Genomic DNA, 15207 nt, shown 5'->3' with positions numbered 1-15207 from the left:
TGGTGTGATTTTACGCATGCATTACAAAAACCTGACCAGTTCTGACCAGTTTGCATTTTTGCCAATTGCCATTTTTTTATACAATATCAACAATCTTTTCCTTTGATTTGTGTCCTGACTTTATTGTAATATTTGCAGAAGAGACACCAAAATGCTTTGCAAGTTTTTTGATGATTTCTTTATTGGCGGCACCACCAACAGGCTTTGCAGTAACTCCTATGGTGATGTGATTTCCAACAATCTCAACAAAGTCTTGTCTGAAAACTATTGAAACAGTATATCGCAACTATGCTTTTACTATCCAGTCGTAGCCTTTCTGTTCTAATTCTTGCGCAAGGCTTGCATCGCCTGACTTGAGAACCTTGCCTTGGGCAAACACATGAACATAGTCCAGCTTTTTGAGAAAATTAAGAATTCTCGCATAATGAGTAATTACAATTATTGTTGCATCTGGCGTGGAGACGTCATTGATTGCCTTGGCCACTGCCTGAACTGCATCAATGTCAAGACCCGAGTCTGGCTCATCTAGTATGGATACCTTTGGTTTTAGTACTGCCATTTGGAGTACCTCAGATCTTTTCTTTTCTCCGCCAGAGAATCCCTCATTTAGGTATCTACCCAAAAAGTCGTCCCGCAGGCCTACTGTCTGCAAGTTTTTCTTGAGATAATTCTGAAATTCTCTAACTGTGATGAATACCTCTCTGTTGCTACTCTGCAGAGATTTTGATAATGCATTGTATGATGTTCTAAGAAAATGCGAATAACCCACACCAGATACCTCTGTTGGATACTGGAATCCAAGGAACAATCCTTTCTTTGCCCGCTCATCAGTTGATGCTTCTGTTATGTCTTCACCATCAAAGATAATTTTTCCCTGCGTTACTTCGTATTTTGGATGTCCTAGTAGGGTGTATGCCAAAGTAGACTTGCCAGAGCCATTTGGCCCCATGATAGCATGGACCTCGCCTGGGCCGGTCTTTAGGTTGACTCCCTTGAGGATTTGCTTTCCCTCTCGCTGCACATGCAAGTCTTTGATTTCTAGGACTGCCATGTTTTCGCAAAGTTTCGTTTCTGTATATAATCTCGATGAATTTTAGCTAGTCCTAATCTAAAAAAACAAAAAGAAAAAGAGTTAGTTTTTGGCAAAACTCGGTCTTAGCGTCAGGTTCAGCTTGTAGCCTGAAAGAATCTCTTTGCACCTGTTTCGAATCGTGACTTCGGTTACGCCTGCAACGCTTGATACGTCGCGTTGCAATACGTTTTGTCCCAAAAGAATTGAGGCAATGTACAGATAGGCAGCGGCAATTCCGTTTGGCGCCTTGCCATCTGAGACGTTCATGTCCTTTGTCTTTTCTGCTATCTCCAAGGCAAGTCTCTCTACTCGAACATCCGTATTTGTCAGGTTCGAGATTTTGGAGATGTACTTGTCCATGGTTATGACTGGTGCTGTGACTGAGCCTAGCTCCATGACTAGCATGCGGTAGTACTTGGCAGACAACTTGGTCCTCATCTTGAGGTCCTTGTTGGAGCCGGTTCCTGAACAGACTTCTTCTAGTGATCTTACTACATTGCACTGCTTGCACGCCATGTAAATTACGGCAGCTGCAATACATGCAACAGACTTTCCCTTGACTTCCATGTGGGAGTCCAAGTTCCTGTAGATCATCGATGCGGTCTCCAAAACATTTCCTGACAGTGTCAGGGATTGGCATGTGCCGCCGATCATGGACAGCACGTTTGCAAGTCGTCTCTCTCTTGGAGATGAGACTCGAACTCGTTGTTGCCATTTTCGAAGGTTGTGCATCTGGCTTGCGACTTGATAATTGATTGTCTTTCCAGAAAAGTCTTTTGTAGATATGGAAATCTCTGTTGCAATCCCCAAGTCGTGTTGCGAAAAAGTTGTTTGTCCGCTTGCTCGCGTGAGCTTTGTTCTTTCTTCAAGGCTTGAGCTTTTTGACTCTGGACCATAATCGGCCAGCTGTTCCATGACGACTATTCCGCACATGGAACAGATTCGCTCTCCATTGTGAATATCATCTACTAAAGATGATTTGCATTCTGGGCAGCAAGTTTCTAGTTCTGTGATATTCATCTTCTGTGTCTCCTTGATTTATTTCGCTTAATCACAGGCTCATCAAGGAAGTACACTTTGGCCCCGACGTATTTTCTGATATTGTTTGTCAGCGATATGGCAGATGCAAACGGCGCAGACACAGGACCGATTAGTTCTGTGACCTTGCCGATTTTTCTGCCGGAATCGTCGCAAACATAGTCGCCTTCATCTAGAGGCCTAGTCAACTTGATGATGACTCGGCCACTACTGGCTAAGTGCATAATTTCCCCTATCTCCTGCAATTGTTCTTCAAAATGAATCTCAGCTAATCATAGACTTTTGTCAACTTTACTTTAGCTTGTAGCTAGGGTCAATCTTATTTTGACTGTTTGGCGCGTTTTGATACCATCTTCTCGGAAATCTTGGCAAGAATTTTTCCCTTGGGTGTTGTTTTTGGTACTACGATGTATCCAGACCTGACAAACGCCCGTCTTGGAAATCTTGCCTTTTCGTTGGATTCTTTGAGTACTAGGCCTGCATCGGTTGCAGCATCTTGAAGTTCTTTGAGGGATGGATCGAAAATGCATTTTTCTTTTGGCAGTCTTCGCCCAGCCCGAATTGTCAGGTTCTTGTTAAAATAATCCAGCCAGATTACGACATGTTCGTAATCTTTCATTTAATCACTTTATCAAAATTGCATTTACTTGTCCGTGTTGGCCTGGTCTTGATACAACACGACACTTGCCGTCTTCTGTTTCTAGAATTGCACCCTTGGAAATTACACCGCGTCTTTGATAGTCGCTGTTTGTTGCATTTTCTAAAACTTTGAGAATCTTTGTCTTTTTTACCTTGCCGCCAGCAATTGCCAAGTTCACAACATTTGATGTCTTGAGTCCAGTCTTTGTGTGGTTTGCACGGACTTCGCGTGTCACTGTTACTTGCTCGCCTAATACTGCTTCATTTGGGAATCTATCCATGTCATATTTTCTTCTAGTCTTTAGTGGGACGCGTCTTCCGCCAGTGATTTTGCTTGTCGCAAGATTTTCGACTGATCGTTTCACGAGTCTGCTCTACAGAAGTCTAATTTATAGACAACGCCACAATTATGCGCAAATCTAGGCTTGTTGTGCGATTGGCTGCGATATTGGAGTGGATTTTCGTTTTTTGAATAGAATCTGCTTTAGGATGTCGGTGTCTCCAGATATTCCAAAGTATTTTTGGAATTTTGCAGTTGTGGTGAAAATCTTGAGTCTTCCCACATTTTGGTGCGATATGAAATCAAGCTGTTCTAATTCTTTTAGGTGGGAATAGACGCCGCTACCTCTTGTTTCTACTAGGTGCTTGGATGAGATTGGTTGCATGTATGCGATATATGATAATGTCTTGAGTGTGGCTTTTGCAAGAATTGGGCGCGAGGCAAACTTGCGTACTGTGTCGTTTAGCTCAGGTTTTAGCTGCATTACGTACGAGCCGTCAGGTAATGTGGCTATCTCGATTGCCCTGAACGCCGACTTCGTCTTTTTTTCTATCATTCCTAGTAATGCCAGGGTCTTGGTTCTAGATTCTGTGCCTGATGCCTTGATTAGTTCTTCTACTGTCAGGGGCCTTCCGGCAGAATACAGGGCTGCCTCTAGCCTTGAGGTTGCCTCGCCTTCATCCTCTATTTTCATGGTGTTACCTCACGCAGTATTGTGATTTTGATGTCATCGCCTGCTTGCTCTAGGTCGACTTTTTGGTCTCTAGCAAGGAACAAAATGGCAAAAAAGCATCGAATAGAATCAGTTGTATCTAGATCGGCAATTATTGCGTGCAAAAAGCCAACTCCGTCTGGGCCAAGCTTGCGCAGTATCAATTCTTCGTATTTGCCAATTAGGGATTCAAGTGATACGAAATATTCCTTAAAGTCAGGTGCCTCTATTGGCTCAAACTTTAGCTGCCCCCCTTTTCTTGATCGGGGGTTTGCGATTGTTCCAATCAGGTTCTCAAGCAGGTCCATTAATTCTTCCAGTGTGACTGGATATGTTGACTCGTGGCGATACGGAATGTTTAGCAGCTGAATATCAACGTCTGTTCTCTGCGATAGTGGCTTTTTTTCCATTGCAGCCTTTTGCAGTGCAAAGATTCTCTCTACCTTCATTCTGTGAATTAGTGACGATGACAGAGCAGCCATTCCTGCCACGCGCAGGTCCTTTTTGTCCGCCTTTTTTAGAATTCTAATTAGGATCTCTAGGATCTGAATTATGTTTATCTCCCAGACGTCTTTTTTTATGACTGTATTTGGATTAAACAGAACATTTACTGGCGCCTGTGATATGTTTTCTACTTGGTTCTCACTCAATGAAGAGATGTGCCTTTTTGTCTACTAATACTAGAAGGCTCTACTTTTTTGCCGTCCCCAGTCAACTAACTCTTATATTGCAATCATAGTTCCCCTGATCTGATGAAAGCAGCCAGAATAATGGAGCCGCAAAAGGCACTAGAGATATCCGAAGTGCCAACTCCAAAACCGCAAGGAACCGAAGTACTAATCAAGGTAAAAGCAGTCGGCGTTTGCCACAGCGACTTGCATCTATGGGAAGGCGGATATGATACTGGCGATGGCTTCATGAAGGTAACCGACAGAGGAGTCAAATTCCCAGTCATCCCGGGGCACGAAATAGTGGGCACCGTGACTGAAATAGGAAATGCAGTCCAGGGAATAGCAATAGGTGATAATGTCTTGGTGTATCCGTGGATTGGATGCGGAAACTGCGCCGCGTGCCGAGTGGGAAATGACAACGTTTGCGATACTCCACGTTCTTTGGGTGTTTTTCAAAACGGTGGCTATGCAGAATATGCACTGATTCCACATTTCAAATTCCTATCCAAAGTAACGGGAATTGAGCTTGATGCAGCGGCTTCTCTTGCCTGTTCTGGCCTTACGGCTTATACTGCAATCAAAAAATCAAATGCCACATCACAAAGCAACATGGTGATCTTTGGCGCAGGCGGCCTAGGCTTGATGGGCGTCCAAATTGCAAGGGCAATTACAAACGCAAACATCATAATTGTAGATATCGATGACGCAAAACTCCAGACAGCAAAGGAGCTTGGCGCAGATCATGCAGTGAACTCAAAGGATCCGGATGCAGTTCAGAAAATAATGACCTTGTGCGGAGGCAAAGGTGCAGACTGTATAATTGACTTTGTAAATGCACCGCCGACGGTAAAGATGGGCCTTGCAGTAATTCGTAAACGAGGCACAATGACCTTGGTAGGGCTCTTTGGCGGCGCAATTGACTTGTCTTTGGTATCAATACCTCTGAAGGCAATCACCATTCAGGGCGCGTACACTGGAAACTATAACGACATGGTGGAATTGCTGAATCTGGCAAAGCGCGGAGTAATCAACCCAATAATATCAAAAAGATACTCTTTGTCTGATGCAAATGTAGCACTAGAGGATCTCAAGTCCCGCAAGATTCTGGGCAGGGCAATCATTAATCCTTAGAAATGAAGAAAATAGAAGCGATAATTCGCGCGCAAAATTTTGTCGAGCTAAAAAACAAGATCTCAAAAATAGGCACATATCTGATAGCCAAGCACGAAATATCCAACAATGACATCTTTGATAGGCAACATGGCTCCAAAATAGGAAGCACAAATCTCAAGAGCATACCTCTGCTCAAAATTGAGCTGGTAATTCCAGACGTTGATGCAAAAAAAGTAATTGGAATTATCTCTGAATCATCCGGCATAAAATCCTCTGATGGCGGAAAAATCTTCGTCTCGGAGATGACTGAAATTGTGGACATGCAGACACTAGAAGGAGAAAAGGAGCTTGAAGTCACAACTCCAACCAAGCGAAGCAGACTCGTGCCACTGCAAAAATATACTCTGACCAAGGTTGAAGAGTTTTACGAGCAAAACAAGACAATATTGTTGGAAAATTACAAAATCAAATCGTTTAGCGACTTTGTTAATTTCTGCATCTTGGAATATCTGCCGGTATTGCAGCAAAAAACCAAAAAGACCGTGTATGATCTAAATTCAATCAGATTCTAGGTAAGACCTTTCTTTTTTGTCTGAATGTCAATTACGTCATCTATTGTGGAGACAAAGATCTTGCCGTCTCCGCTAGAACCCGTGCTTGCCGTATTCAGTATTGCGCTGATTATTTGATCTACTCTCGAGTCCTCGACAATTGTGATTATTGTGGCCAAGCTGTTGTATTCCGCTATTTGTGTGCTGGTCCCACGCGAGCTTCGAAGCGAAGGCCTTGCTCCCTTGCCCCTCCCCTTGGCCTCAATTGTTGTGATTCCGGTAACGCCGCTTTCTTCTATTGCAGAGACTACCAAGTTTAGTCTATTTGATGGAATGACTGCCTCTATGCGTTTCATAATTTTGTGGTTTTTACATAATACAAAATTGTTTTGCCTGGGCTGTCATGTCGATCTGCATCTATATAGCGAACTATAGAATATGTAGAACACACTTTAATGACATGAGCCTCGGAGTCCGTTTATGGGTCAATGGCTATCATGGGTAAAGTCAAACGAAAAAGAGATCCTCACAATTCTGGATAATCTGGCAATCAAGGCAAAAGAGACTGCCGAACAGCTGGTAAACCTGCTTGCTAATATGGATAAATCTGATCAATATCAAGAGGAAATCAAAAAACTAGAGCGAGAGGCGGATGAGCTTACGCGATCTATCTTTGCAGAACTAAACAAGACCTTCATCACGCCTCTGGACAGAGAAGACATTCAAAGAATTGCCTCCAAGACCGATGATGTAATTGACTATATCGAAGGAATCGCGGGAAGAATCAAGAGCTACCACGTGCAAACCGCACCTCCATACATGCTAGACATTGCTAAAGAACTACTAAATGCAATAAAAGAAGTCGAGCTTCTCATATCAAGACTAAAAGAAGTAAAGGCAGACAAGTCCCTCATTGATCACTGCAGAAAAATCAGCGACATTGAGCACAACATTGACGATCTGTATAGAATAGCGGTAGGAAAGTTATTTGAAACAAGCGACGCAGTAACGATAATCAAGCTTAAAGACATTTATGAAGCAATCGAATCCGCATCGGACAGATGCCTTGATGTTGCAGATGTAATCGAGGACATTGTTCTCAAATACACTTAGTCATGTACGAACTTGCAATAGGTGCTATAATTGCGGCACTCGTATTTGATTTTGTCAATGGTTGGAACGACGCTGCAAACTCTGTTGCAACAGTAATTGGGACTCGAGTCCTAAAGCCGATACATGCTGTGCTGATGGCAGCAGCTGCAAACTTTGTTGGGCCGTTTTTGTTTGGTGTCGCAGTTGCAACCACTATAGCGAAAGGAATCCTAAATCCAGAAGATGTCACAATTTACATGATAATTGGAGCACTTGCGGGAGCAATATCTTGGGCTTCAATATGCACATATTTTGGCATGCCGATATCTGTGAGTCACTCTCTCATTGGAGGACTGATTGGTACAGGACTGGCTTCTGTCGGATATGAAAAACTACTCTTTGATGGATTGTATAAGGTACTAATCGGAATTGTAGCGTCTCCAATTGGCGGTCTCTTGATTGGCATGTTGTTTACGACTGTTCTAATTACGATCTTTGCCAAAAGAAAACCAGCACCAGTAAACAAGGTCTTTGGAAAATTGCAATTACTCTCATCGGCCTGGTTCGCAATAACACACGGGGCAAACGACGGGCAGAAAACAATGGGAATCATTGTGTTGATATTGATGTCGGAGGGAATTCTCACATCTTTTGAAGTCCCTATATGGGTTATTCTGGCGGCAGCATCTGCAATAGCCCTAGGTACTTTCATTGGCGGCTTTAAGGTAATCAAGACCCTTGGTATGAAGATTGCTAGACTGCGACCGTATCAAGGCTTTGCTGCAGAGACAGGAGGTGGAATTGTATTGGCTGTATTTGCATCGCTTGGAATTCCGGCAAGCACTACCCACGCAATTACTGGCTCAATTATGGGGGCCGGCGCTACTAGGAGAAAACACGCAGTTAGATGGAAGGTGGGAAAACAAATTGTCGCAACTTGGCTGATTACAATACCTGGAAGCGCCGCAATTGCATATGCGTCTACTATTATTATACACTGGATAGTAGGTGCATAATTTTCATCTTGTGTGTTCAATCGTTAAACAACTAGTATAAAATAAAACACAACCTTGGATTCTTTGTGGTAACAAAAAAGCCCGACTTTGATTTGGCACTAACACATCTGCGAAACCACCAAAACATGGCTGCATACAACATGCTGACTGGAATTGCAGACTCTCTTAAAAAATCCGACCCGATCAAGGCCGCACTGTCTTTAATTTTGGCATCAGAGTGCAAAAACCGCCAAAACAAGGACTCGACCAGCGAGGCAGTGGAGGCAGGAAAACTGTTCTTTACATTTGCAAAAAAAGAAAAAAGCTTTACAGCAAAGTCTGCGTTTTTGTGTGCGGCAAAATGTTTTCTAAAAGCAGGCCAATATGACTCTGCAAAAGACGCATTTGAAAAATCCAAAGAATTCACCATAACACAAGAAGAGGCCTCAAGGCCTGTCGTAATAGTAGACGACAGCAAGGCTATAGTTCTCAAAATCCAGGGATACCTAAACAACCTTGGCTATTCCAACACACACCAGTTTTACACGGGAAACGAAGGACTGGCTGGATGCAAAAAGATACTAAAGTCAAATCCTATAATATTGCTAGACATGAGTCTGCCTGACACAAACGGGGACGTCATTGCATCCAAAATCCTAGAAGAAAAGCCGGACGCTCAAATAATATTGATTACGGCAGATGAGAAAACCACAAAACGAGTCAAAGATACAATCAGCTCAGGCGTCTTGGCATTTATCCAAAAACCGTTTACCATAAAGGAACTAAAGGACGCACTAGCTACTGCAGAGTCTGAATTTTCCTTATCAAAGAAGCAAAAGTGACATATTGACAATATTGACGTTTTTGAAGTCAATCTTTGTGATTCTATAGTCTATGATGTCTTCGGAGAATTTTTCTATGATCCTTGATGCCGGATTTTTGAGGCCCCGCTCCATACGTAAAATAACAAGCATGTTCCATTCTCCGTCCATGTTTGCTGCCATCAGATAATATGGCAATGACACCACATGCTCGCGCACTGATTCCTTTAGGTTCTCTAGTGATTTTGTTACTTTGAATTTGAGAAACAATGCCTCATGTTCGTTTGTCTCTGCCACGTCTGACAATACTGCCTTGTACCCCTTGATGATTCCGGATTTTTCCAGTCGCTCTATTCTTTTTCGAATGGTTCTATCCGAGACGTCATGCCCAGACTTTCGTAATTCCACTGCAATGTCCTTTGAGGGGGTGCGGGCATTGTTGTTTAGGATTTCAATGATCTTTTGGTCGACTTTGTCTAGGTTCGACCAAGCCTCTCCACTCATACTTTACCAACAAAACAAGTGGTTTTTGAATATTTTGTAGTACAGTGGGACAAATTCAGCCTTTTCGCATGATAAACTGCATCAAGATTTCTTTAGAGTATTCTATGCCGTGCTCGTGATTGGAGTGCTTGCTGTATTCCTCAATTGCTCCGGCCACATCTTTTGATGTGGTTACAAAATCACAGTCAAAGCCATAGTCTTTACAGATAAATTTGATTGGCATGACGCAGCTTTTCCATCATTGCTTATAATGTCTAGTTAACCTTGTTAACTTGGTATCTGGGAACAAATGGTTTTTTTTGAATCTGACAAATATTGTCCCATTTGAGAGTCTCTCAAGCCGAATTAATCCGAATGTTGGATCATTCATGGAATATGATGTCTGTTATGATATTTAGAAAATGATTAACATTGGTAACTAAAAGAATCTTACAAGTTATTTAGCTCAAATCTGCACAAAAAAACATTGGCAGGCAAAAGCTATCGAGATAAAATCTACATCATAAAAGACATCATAAGCTTGCTTGCTGAATATGGGGCACTAAATCAGACTGCACTTGTCAGCTATAGCGGATTGAATCTCAAAAAACACAAACATATTCTAGACAGCCTTGAGGAGAAAGGATTCATATCAAAGTCTGTCGTCGAGGACGGCAAACGTACGATCACAGTTTACAAAGCTACTGCAAAAGGATTAGAGTTTTGCAGAGCGATAATCGAGCCGTACGAGGAATTATTCCCTAGAAAATCGACCAATTCTGACCAAAACAAGCTACGGCTCTTGATCCTCGTCTAGCTTGAATTCGGATGAAATTCTGTTGTCGACTTGTTCTTTTTTCTGAATATAGTTGGAATAGTTGGTATTCCAAGATTTGAGCATGATGTATTGACGTATTCCCAGTGCAAGCCACGTGACTGAAACCGCAATTATCACTCCAAGCGAGATGGCAAGAAAGAGGCCAAACTCATCATATTCCTCCATTATGAAAAAGAAATGTGGATGCGTAATCAAATAGATGGATAATCCAATTGCCATTGGTGCCAAAATCAAAGCGGAAATTGATATGCCTACTAGTGTTCTTTGTATCTGGTTTATTTTGTTGATAAATCCTTCAATTACCTCAACTATGCTGAGCCGGGCCGAGTCCTCCATGCCTGACATGGCTATCTCAATCTAATAAAAGTTGAAAAAATCATTGTATGATTAACTCTCCGCTCATCTCTGGATGTATCGTGCAATGATAGTGGAATTTTCCCGTCTTGTCAGCAATGAACGTTATTGCTTGTGGCTCAAAATATCCAAGATCACGACTGTGCACGTTGAACTCATCGATGTTAAAATTGTGCTTGGATATGTTGTCTTCATTCATGATACGAATAGTTGCAATCTGTCCCTTTGAGAGGTGAATTGTCGGCGAAATATGAATTGGTCTGATTGATTTTTTGCCGCTTGACTGTGATGCAAACACAAATCCCTGGTCAGTGTGTTTTGTGGTTATCACGACGTTTTCTGCAAACCCTAAAACAGGCACTTTACCATTTACTGGAATCATTGAATTAATCCATGAATATCCAACAGTTGAGCCAATCAGGATGATTCCTACTATGGCAAGAATTGCCTTTCCGCTTATCTTTCTACTTCGCTTTTGTTTTGACAACTAGAGAATGGCGGTGTATTTGGTATTTAGCCAATGATTAACAATGTTAAGCATCCAATAATAGCAAAAATAACATCTAACACTTAGACGAGAACGCAATAGCTTTGGTTGTTCAGATTCGACCCCCTGTTCCTTCATGCGTTCTCGTTTTATTCTTATGTTCTATTGACTGGCCCTTATTCTCTTGATTACTTTGGAAAATTCATTGAGTGGGACAATTTTTACGGTGCTAGTGGCAGATATGCCGACATCTATGCACATCGTCTCTACATCATGTGCGTTTTTTGCATCCAGAATTATTATCCACTGGTGTTCTAAAACCGACATGTAAAAGCCGATGAGCCTTTCTATGTTGTGTTTTTTGATGCTTTCTTTAATCTTTTTTTCGATGCCCAAAAAGATCTCTTTGCTTTGCTCATTGTTTAACGGACAAGATTCTGGACTGTGAACTGCAAAGACACCAAACAGCATAATTATTTTTCTAATATAATATTATTAAACTTTGAAGGACAATCTAAATCTCAAATTTGTGATATGGCCTTCGGCGATCTATTCGTTGCCATAATTGGAAAAAGGAATGTAGTCCCAGCCGAAGGAATTGAACCTTCGACACTCCGGTATCTGTGTGCCTAGTAGGCTGTGATTTTCAGTTAGCCGATGGCCAACCACTACAGCCGGAAGCTCTACCAGGCTGAGCTAGGCTGGGACAAAAAAATTCGCCAATGTTTCTATTAAATAGGTATTGTTAGACGATCAGAAAATTTTGCGCAAAACTCTTGATTCTATAATTGTATAGATCAAAAAACTGTTAAATAATCTCGAAAGGGAATTTTTCCAGTGTCAGAAGCAACATCTGATGGCTATGTGTGTATTCCGTACATGCACGACCACCAATCTGTAGAGATCAAGGATTCTTGGCAGCAGTCAAAAAACGTAGAAAACATGTATTTTGTGACTGCCACGTTTTCTGATGACAGCAAGCCTTACTTTCCCTCATACGCAAACCACTATCTTTTGGCCAAATTCAACAATGACTCCAAAATAACCAAGGATCTTGAAAAACACCCGCAACAAAAGACCGCCTTTGTCTTTAACACAAACGCAGAGCTCTTTGAGCGCGACGTAGAGGGAACGATGAACTTTGTGTCTGTGTATTATCTGGAATACTCTAAATCTGATGAAGACATGTCGGATCTTGCAATGGCAGTATCCAAAAACGATCTTGTAAGCAAGGCAACAACAGGAAACATGACGTCATTTTCATCCGAGCCGCCAAAATTTACATTCCCATACAAGGACAACATTGTGGTATTGGAGGTGTCCAGCCAAAAAAGCCACCAAAGTGTAAACAAGTACTGCGAGCAAACAAGACGAAACGTTTGCAGAAAAGGGATCACAATGAACAATCTGGTAGGATTGTCGATTTTAGAAAAGCTCAAGTGATCTTCATAAATGTTAAATACTGAAGCATAAATTGGTCAGACTATGAGCAAGCCTGCAGATCTTGGTTCACTAAAAATCGGCTCTTACATTCTATTACCCGTAGCTGATCAGCCAACTGGCGAGCCGTGCAGAATCATCGAATATGATACCAGCAAGCCGGGAAAGCACGGTGCAGCAAAGGCAAGAATTGTCGGGGTTGGAATCTTTGATGGACAAAAAAGACCACATGTAAGTCCGGTTTCAATGCAGGTGCACATACCGCTAATTGACAAGCGCTCAGGCCAAATCATCTCAATTACCGGCGACCAAGTCCAGTTAATGGACAGCGAGACATTTGAGACAATAGATGTTCAAATGATTGACGAGGAAGTCCAAGGCAAGCTTGAACAAGGCCAGATGGTAGAATATTGGAAGGTTATGGAACGCACCAAGGTAATGAGAATAAAGAGTTAGTTACTAATACCACACATTAAATTTTAAATCGGGTCCTGATGATAGGGCGGAAAAGCCATCTGATTGTTGATGACGATTATGAGTATTGAAGGACTCTAATATTCAATGTACTATACCATGACATGAATCTGGCAGCACTGTTCTCTGGCGGAAAGGACAGCACATTTGCAATTTACCGGGCGCAAAAAATGGGATATGCTGTAAAATGCCTGATTACAATTATGGCGCAATCTGCAGACAGCCATTTGTTACACCATCCAAATATTTCGGCAACAAAGGTACAGGCGCAATCAATGAACATACCGCAGATTTTGCTAGAGTCAAAATCTGACAAGACTAAGGACGAATTGGAGCTGCTAAAGCAAGGGTTGACTCGGGCAAAAAAGGATTATTCAATTGAGGGTGTGGTACACGGCGGAATATTGTCGGAATTTCAAAAGACAAAATTTGAGAAAATAGCGCAAGAGCTAGGCCTTGAGGTGATTGCACCAATCTGGAAAAAGGATCAAAAACAATACATGAAAGAATTGCTTGACTCTGGCTTTGAGTTTGTCATATCTGCAGTCTCTTGTGATGGACTGGATGAATCATGGGTTGGGAAAAAAATAACACCGCAAAACCTCGACAAGCTAATACAAAAATCGGAAAAATCCAAATTCAATTTGAGCTTTGAGGGAGGCGAGGCAGAAACGTTTGTGACAAACTGTCCAATTTTTTCCAGCCCAATAGAAATCACTCAATATGAAAAGTTCTGGGATGGATACAGAGGAAGATTTGAAATACTGGCTGCAAAGATGAAAAATAATGCTAGATAATCTCAAGACCGGCCTTCGAGCAGCAATCAAAAAAATAGTCAGCTCTTCCGGGGTGGACGAGGAGCTAATCAAGCAGCTTGCAAACGACGTTCTAAAGTCACTGCTTGCAGCTGATGTCAAAATTGATCTCGCACTGAGAATAGCAGAAAATCTAAAGCAACGCTCCATTAATGAGACTCCGCCGCCCGGATTGTCGCGCAAAGATCACATTATCAAAATTCTATATGACGAGCTGGCAGGATTATTAGGCAAAGAAAACAATTTCGAGTTCAAGCCAGGCAAGCTAAACAAGGTACTGATGCTTGGAATCCAGGGAAGTGGAAAAACTACAGTTACTGGCAAGATGGCAAAATTCCTCACAAAGCAAGGCTACAAGGTGGGAGTAATTGGCGCTGATACCTACAGACCTGGTGCACTAGTCCAGCTAAAGACAAACTGTGAAAAGTCTGGAGTCGAAGTATATGGGGAAGAAAACAACAAGGATGCACCGGGTATAGTCAAAAACGGACTAAAGCACTTTGAGAATCACGCTTTAGATATCATGCTAATTGATACTGCGGGCAGACACAAGGAGGAAAAAGACCTGCTAGATGAGATGAAAGAGATAGGCAAGGTAGCAGAGCCGGATCTTGCACTACTTGTTATAGATGGAACAATAGGACAGCAATGCTACAACCAGGCAGAATCATTTCACAAGACCGTCCCAGTTGGCGGCATCATAATTACAAAACTTGATTCGTCTGCAAAGGGAGGTGGAGCACTGGCGGCCTCTGCGGCAACCGGAGCCAAGGTGATGTACATTGGAACAGGCGAGCGAATCGATGATCTGGAATTGTTCTCACCTACCAGATTTGTTGGCAGGTTACTTGGAATGGGTGACATCCAGGCTGTACTGGACCTGGCAAAAAGACTAGAAAACGAGGCAGACGATGTCAGACTAAAGAGAATCTCTAGCGGAAAGATGAACATGGATGATTTCTATTACCAGCTGGAAGAAGTATCCAAGGTGGGCTCACTCAAGGGATTTTTGGACAACATGCCGGGCATGTCTGGCATGGTAAAAGAAGACCAGGTAGAGCAAATGGAAACTAGAATCCAGCGCTGGCGCTACATCATCCAAAGCATGTCAAAGGCAGAAAAAGCAGACCCTGACTTGCTAAATGCATCAAGGATAAAGAGAATTGCCCGTGGCTCCGGCTGGCCGGAACATGAGGTAAAGGAGCTGCTCAAAAATTACAAAAACTCCAAGGGCATGATGAAGGCGGCCAAGGGCAGACAGATGCAAGGATTTTTGCGCAAAATGGGAATGGGTTAGGCAAACCACTAATAGTCATATTATCAGATTTTTGT

Annotated in this window: 24 protein-coding genes and 1 tRNA gene; 10 read left to right on the top strand and 15 right to left on the bottom strand. The window is 42.3% G+C overall.

Going from position 1 to position 15207, the window contains the following annotated elements; all coding sequences use genetic code 11:
• Window positions 1-76 precede the first annotated feature (76 nt).
• The 8 genes from NAQ_RS04420 to NAQ_RS04385 form a co-directional block, all read right to left on the bottom strand.
• Window positions 77-286, bottom strand: a complete 210-nt coding sequence (locus tag NAQ_RS04420) for a DUF167 domain-containing protein (protein WP_100182422.1) — start codon at window positions 284-286, stop codon at window positions 77-79.
• Window positions 287-1051, bottom strand: a complete 765-nt coding sequence (gene sufC, locus NAQ_RS04415) for a Fe-S cluster assembly ATPase SufC (protein WP_100182421.1) — start codon at window positions 1049-1051, stop codon at window positions 287-289.
• 81 nt (window positions 1052-1132) lie between these two features.
• Window positions 1133-2092: a transcription initiation factor IIB gene (locus NAQ_RS04410; protein WP_100182420.1), complete on the bottom strand. Its 960-nt coding sequence runs from the start codon at window positions 2090-2092 to the stop codon at window positions 1133-1135.
• Window positions 2089-2355, bottom strand: coding sequence for an H/ACA ribonucleoprotein complex subunit GAR1 (locus tag NAQ_RS04405; RefSeq protein ID WP_100182419.1), 267 nt, complete (start codon window positions 2353-2355; stop codon window positions 2089-2091). The genes NAQ_RS04410 and NAQ_RS04405 overlap by 4 nt, the downstream gene beginning before the upstream one ends.
• 74 nt (window positions 2356-2429) lie before the next feature.
• Window positions 2430-2729, bottom strand: a complete 300-nt coding sequence (locus NAQ_RS04400) for a signal recognition particle subunit SRP19/SEC65 family protein (protein ID WP_100182418.1) — start codon at window positions 2727-2729, stop codon at window positions 2430-2432.
• A 4-nt stretch (window positions 2730-2733) separates the two neighbouring features.
• Window positions 2734-3114 carry a 30S ribosomal protein S8e gene (locus NAQ_RS04395; RefSeq protein ID WP_100182417.1) on the bottom strand — a complete coding sequence of 127 codons (381 nt, stop codon included), beginning with the start codon at window positions 3112-3114 and terminating at the stop codon, window positions 2734-2736.
• Between the two features lie 54 nt (window positions 3115-3168).
• Complete coding sequence (scpB, locus tag NAQ_RS04390; protein WP_100182416.1) at window positions 3169-3723, bottom strand: SMC-Scp complex subunit ScpB; 555 nt, start codon at window positions 3721-3723, stop codon at window positions 3169-3171.
• Window positions 3720-4391 (bottom strand): segregation/condensation protein A, encoded by a 672-nt coding sequence (locus tag NAQ_RS04385; protein ID WP_100182415.1) that lies wholly within the window; start codon window positions 4389-4391, stop codon window positions 3720-3722. The genes scpB and NAQ_RS04385 overlap by 4 nt, the downstream gene beginning before the upstream one ends.
• A gap of 102 nt (window positions 4392-4493) precedes the next feature.
• On the opposite strand from NAQ_RS04385, the gene NAQ_RS04380 reads away from it, so the two are divergent.
• Together NAQ_RS04380 and NAQ_RS04375 are read left to right on the top strand one after the other, a co-directional pair.
• Window positions 4494-5543: an alcohol dehydrogenase gene (locus tag NAQ_RS04380; protein ID WP_100182414.1), complete on the top strand. Its 1050-nt coding sequence runs from the start codon at window positions 4494-4496 to the stop codon at window positions 5541-5543.
• A gap of 2 nt (window positions 5544-5545) precedes the next feature.
• Window positions 5546-6097, top strand: a complete 552-nt coding sequence (locus tag NAQ_RS04375) for a P-II family nitrogen regulator (protein ID WP_100182413.1) — start codon at window positions 5546-5548, stop codon at window positions 6095-6097.
• Here the strand turns inward: NAQ_RS04375 and NAQ_RS04370 are convergent.
• Complete coding sequence (locus NAQ_RS04370) at window positions 6094-6432, bottom strand: P-II family nitrogen regulator (RefSeq protein ID WP_100182412.1); 339 nt, start codon at window positions 6430-6432, stop codon at window positions 6094-6096. The genes NAQ_RS04375 and NAQ_RS04370 overlap by 4 nt on opposite strands.
• A gap of 124 nt (window positions 6433-6556) precedes the next feature.
• Here NAQ_RS04370 and NAQ_RS04365 point away from each other — a divergent pair, with 124 nt between their 5' ends.
• From NAQ_RS04365 to NAQ_RS04355, 3 genes are all read left to right on the top strand, one after another.
• The gene (locus NAQ_RS04365) at window positions 6557-7189 is read left to right on the top strand and encodes a DUF47 domain-containing protein (RefSeq protein WP_100182411.1); all 633 of its coding nucleotides are present in this window, start codon (window positions 6557-6559) and stop codon (window positions 7187-7189) included.
• Window positions 7190-7191: 2 nt separating this feature from the next.
• A complete protein-coding gene (locus NAQ_RS04360; RefSeq protein WP_100182410.1) occupies window positions 7192-8184 on the top strand; it encodes an inorganic phosphate transporter in 993 nt (330 codons plus the stop codon).
• A gap of 65 nt (window positions 8185-8249) precedes the next feature.
• Complete coding sequence (locus NAQ_RS04355) at window positions 8250-9005, top strand: response regulator (RefSeq protein WP_245871737.1); 756 nt, start codon at window positions 8250-8252, stop codon at window positions 9003-9005.
• Here NAQ_RS04355 and NAQ_RS04350 read toward each other — a convergent pair.
• Complete coding sequence (locus tag NAQ_RS04350) at window positions 8988-9488, bottom strand: Lrp/AsnC family transcriptional regulator (protein ID WP_100182409.1); 501 nt, start codon at window positions 9486-9488, stop codon at window positions 8988-8990. The two genes, NAQ_RS04355 and NAQ_RS04350, sit on opposite strands and share 18 nt — an antisense overlap.
• 55 nt (window positions 9489-9543) lie before the next feature.
• Complete coding sequence (locus NAQ_RS04345; RefSeq protein ID WP_100182408.1) at window positions 9544-9711, bottom strand: DUF1059 domain-containing protein; 168 nt, start codon at window positions 9709-9711, stop codon at window positions 9544-9546.
• 243 nt (window positions 9712-9954) lie between these two features.
• Between NAQ_RS04345 and NAQ_RS04340 the strand changes: the two genes are divergently transcribed.
• Window positions 9955-10284, top strand: a complete 330-nt coding sequence (locus NAQ_RS04340; protein ID WP_100182407.1) for a winged helix-turn-helix domain-containing protein — start codon at window positions 9955-9957, stop codon at window positions 10282-10284.
• Here NAQ_RS04340 and NAQ_RS04335 read toward each other — a convergent pair.
• The 4 genes from NAQ_RS04335 to NAQ_RS04320 all read right to left on the bottom strand — a co-directional run bounded on the left by NAQ_RS04335 (window position 10261) and on the right by NAQ_RS04320 (window position 11852).
• The gene (locus NAQ_RS04335) at window positions 10261-10650 is read right to left on the bottom strand and encodes a hypothetical protein (protein WP_100182406.1); all 390 of its coding nucleotides are present in this window, start codon (window positions 10648-10650) and stop codon (window positions 10261-10263) included. The genes NAQ_RS04340 and NAQ_RS04335 overlap by 24 nt on opposite strands.
• A gap of 31 nt (window positions 10651-10681) precedes the next feature.
• On the bottom strand, window positions 10682-11146 hold the full coding sequence (locus tag NAQ_RS04330) for a cupredoxin domain-containing protein (protein ID WP_245871736.1): 465 nt from the start codon (window positions 11144-11146) through the stop codon (window positions 10682-10684).
• A 162-nt stretch (window positions 11147-11308) separates the two neighbouring features.
• Window positions 11309-11617 carry a hypothetical protein gene (locus NAQ_RS04325; RefSeq protein WP_100182405.1) on the bottom strand — a complete coding sequence of 103 codons (309 nt, stop codon included), beginning with the start codon at window positions 11615-11617 and terminating at the stop codon, window positions 11309-11311.
• Between the two features lie 112 nt (window positions 11618-11729).
• Window positions 11730-11852: transfer RNA gene (locus NAQ_RS04320), tRNA-Tyr, on the bottom strand.
• A 131-nt stretch (window positions 11853-11983) separates the two neighbouring features.
• On the opposite strand from NAQ_RS04320, the gene NAQ_RS04315 reads away from it, so the two are divergent.
• The 4 genes from NAQ_RS04315 to NAQ_RS04300 all read left to right on the top strand — a co-directional run bounded on the left by NAQ_RS04315 (window position 11984) and on the right by NAQ_RS04300 (window position 15172).
• Window positions 11984-12589 (top strand): hypothetical protein, encoded by a 606-nt coding sequence (locus NAQ_RS04315; protein WP_320410634.1) that lies wholly within the window; start codon window positions 11984-11986, stop codon window positions 12587-12589.
• 42 nt (window positions 12590-12631) lie between these two features.
• The gene (locus NAQ_RS04310) at window positions 12632-13042 is read left to right on the top strand and encodes a translation initiation factor IF-5A (RefSeq protein WP_100182404.1); all 411 of its coding nucleotides are present in this window, start codon (window positions 12632-12634) and stop codon (window positions 13040-13042) included.
• A 122-nt stretch (window positions 13043-13164) separates the two neighbouring features.
• Window positions 13165-13857 (top strand): diphthine--ammonia ligase, encoded by a 693-nt coding sequence (locus NAQ_RS04305; RefSeq protein WP_100182403.1) that lies wholly within the window; start codon window positions 13165-13167, stop codon window positions 13855-13857.
• Window positions 13847-15172: a signal recognition particle receptor subunit alpha gene (locus NAQ_RS04300; protein ID WP_100182402.1), complete on the top strand. Its 1326-nt coding sequence runs from the start codon at window positions 13847-13849 to the stop codon at window positions 15170-15172. The genes NAQ_RS04305 and NAQ_RS04300 overlap by 11 nt, the downstream gene beginning before the upstream one ends.
• Window positions 15173-15207 lie beyond the last annotated feature (35 nt).

The sequence above is a fragment of the Candidatus Nitrosotenuis aquarius genome, assembly GCF_002787055.1.
Lineage (GTDB): Archaea > Thermoproteota > Nitrososphaeria > Nitrososphaerales > Nitrosopumilaceae > Nitrosotenuis > Nitrosotenuis aquarius.
Note: the sequence above shows the minus strand (reverse complement) of the source record. Positions and strands in the feature narration are given on the sequence as shown.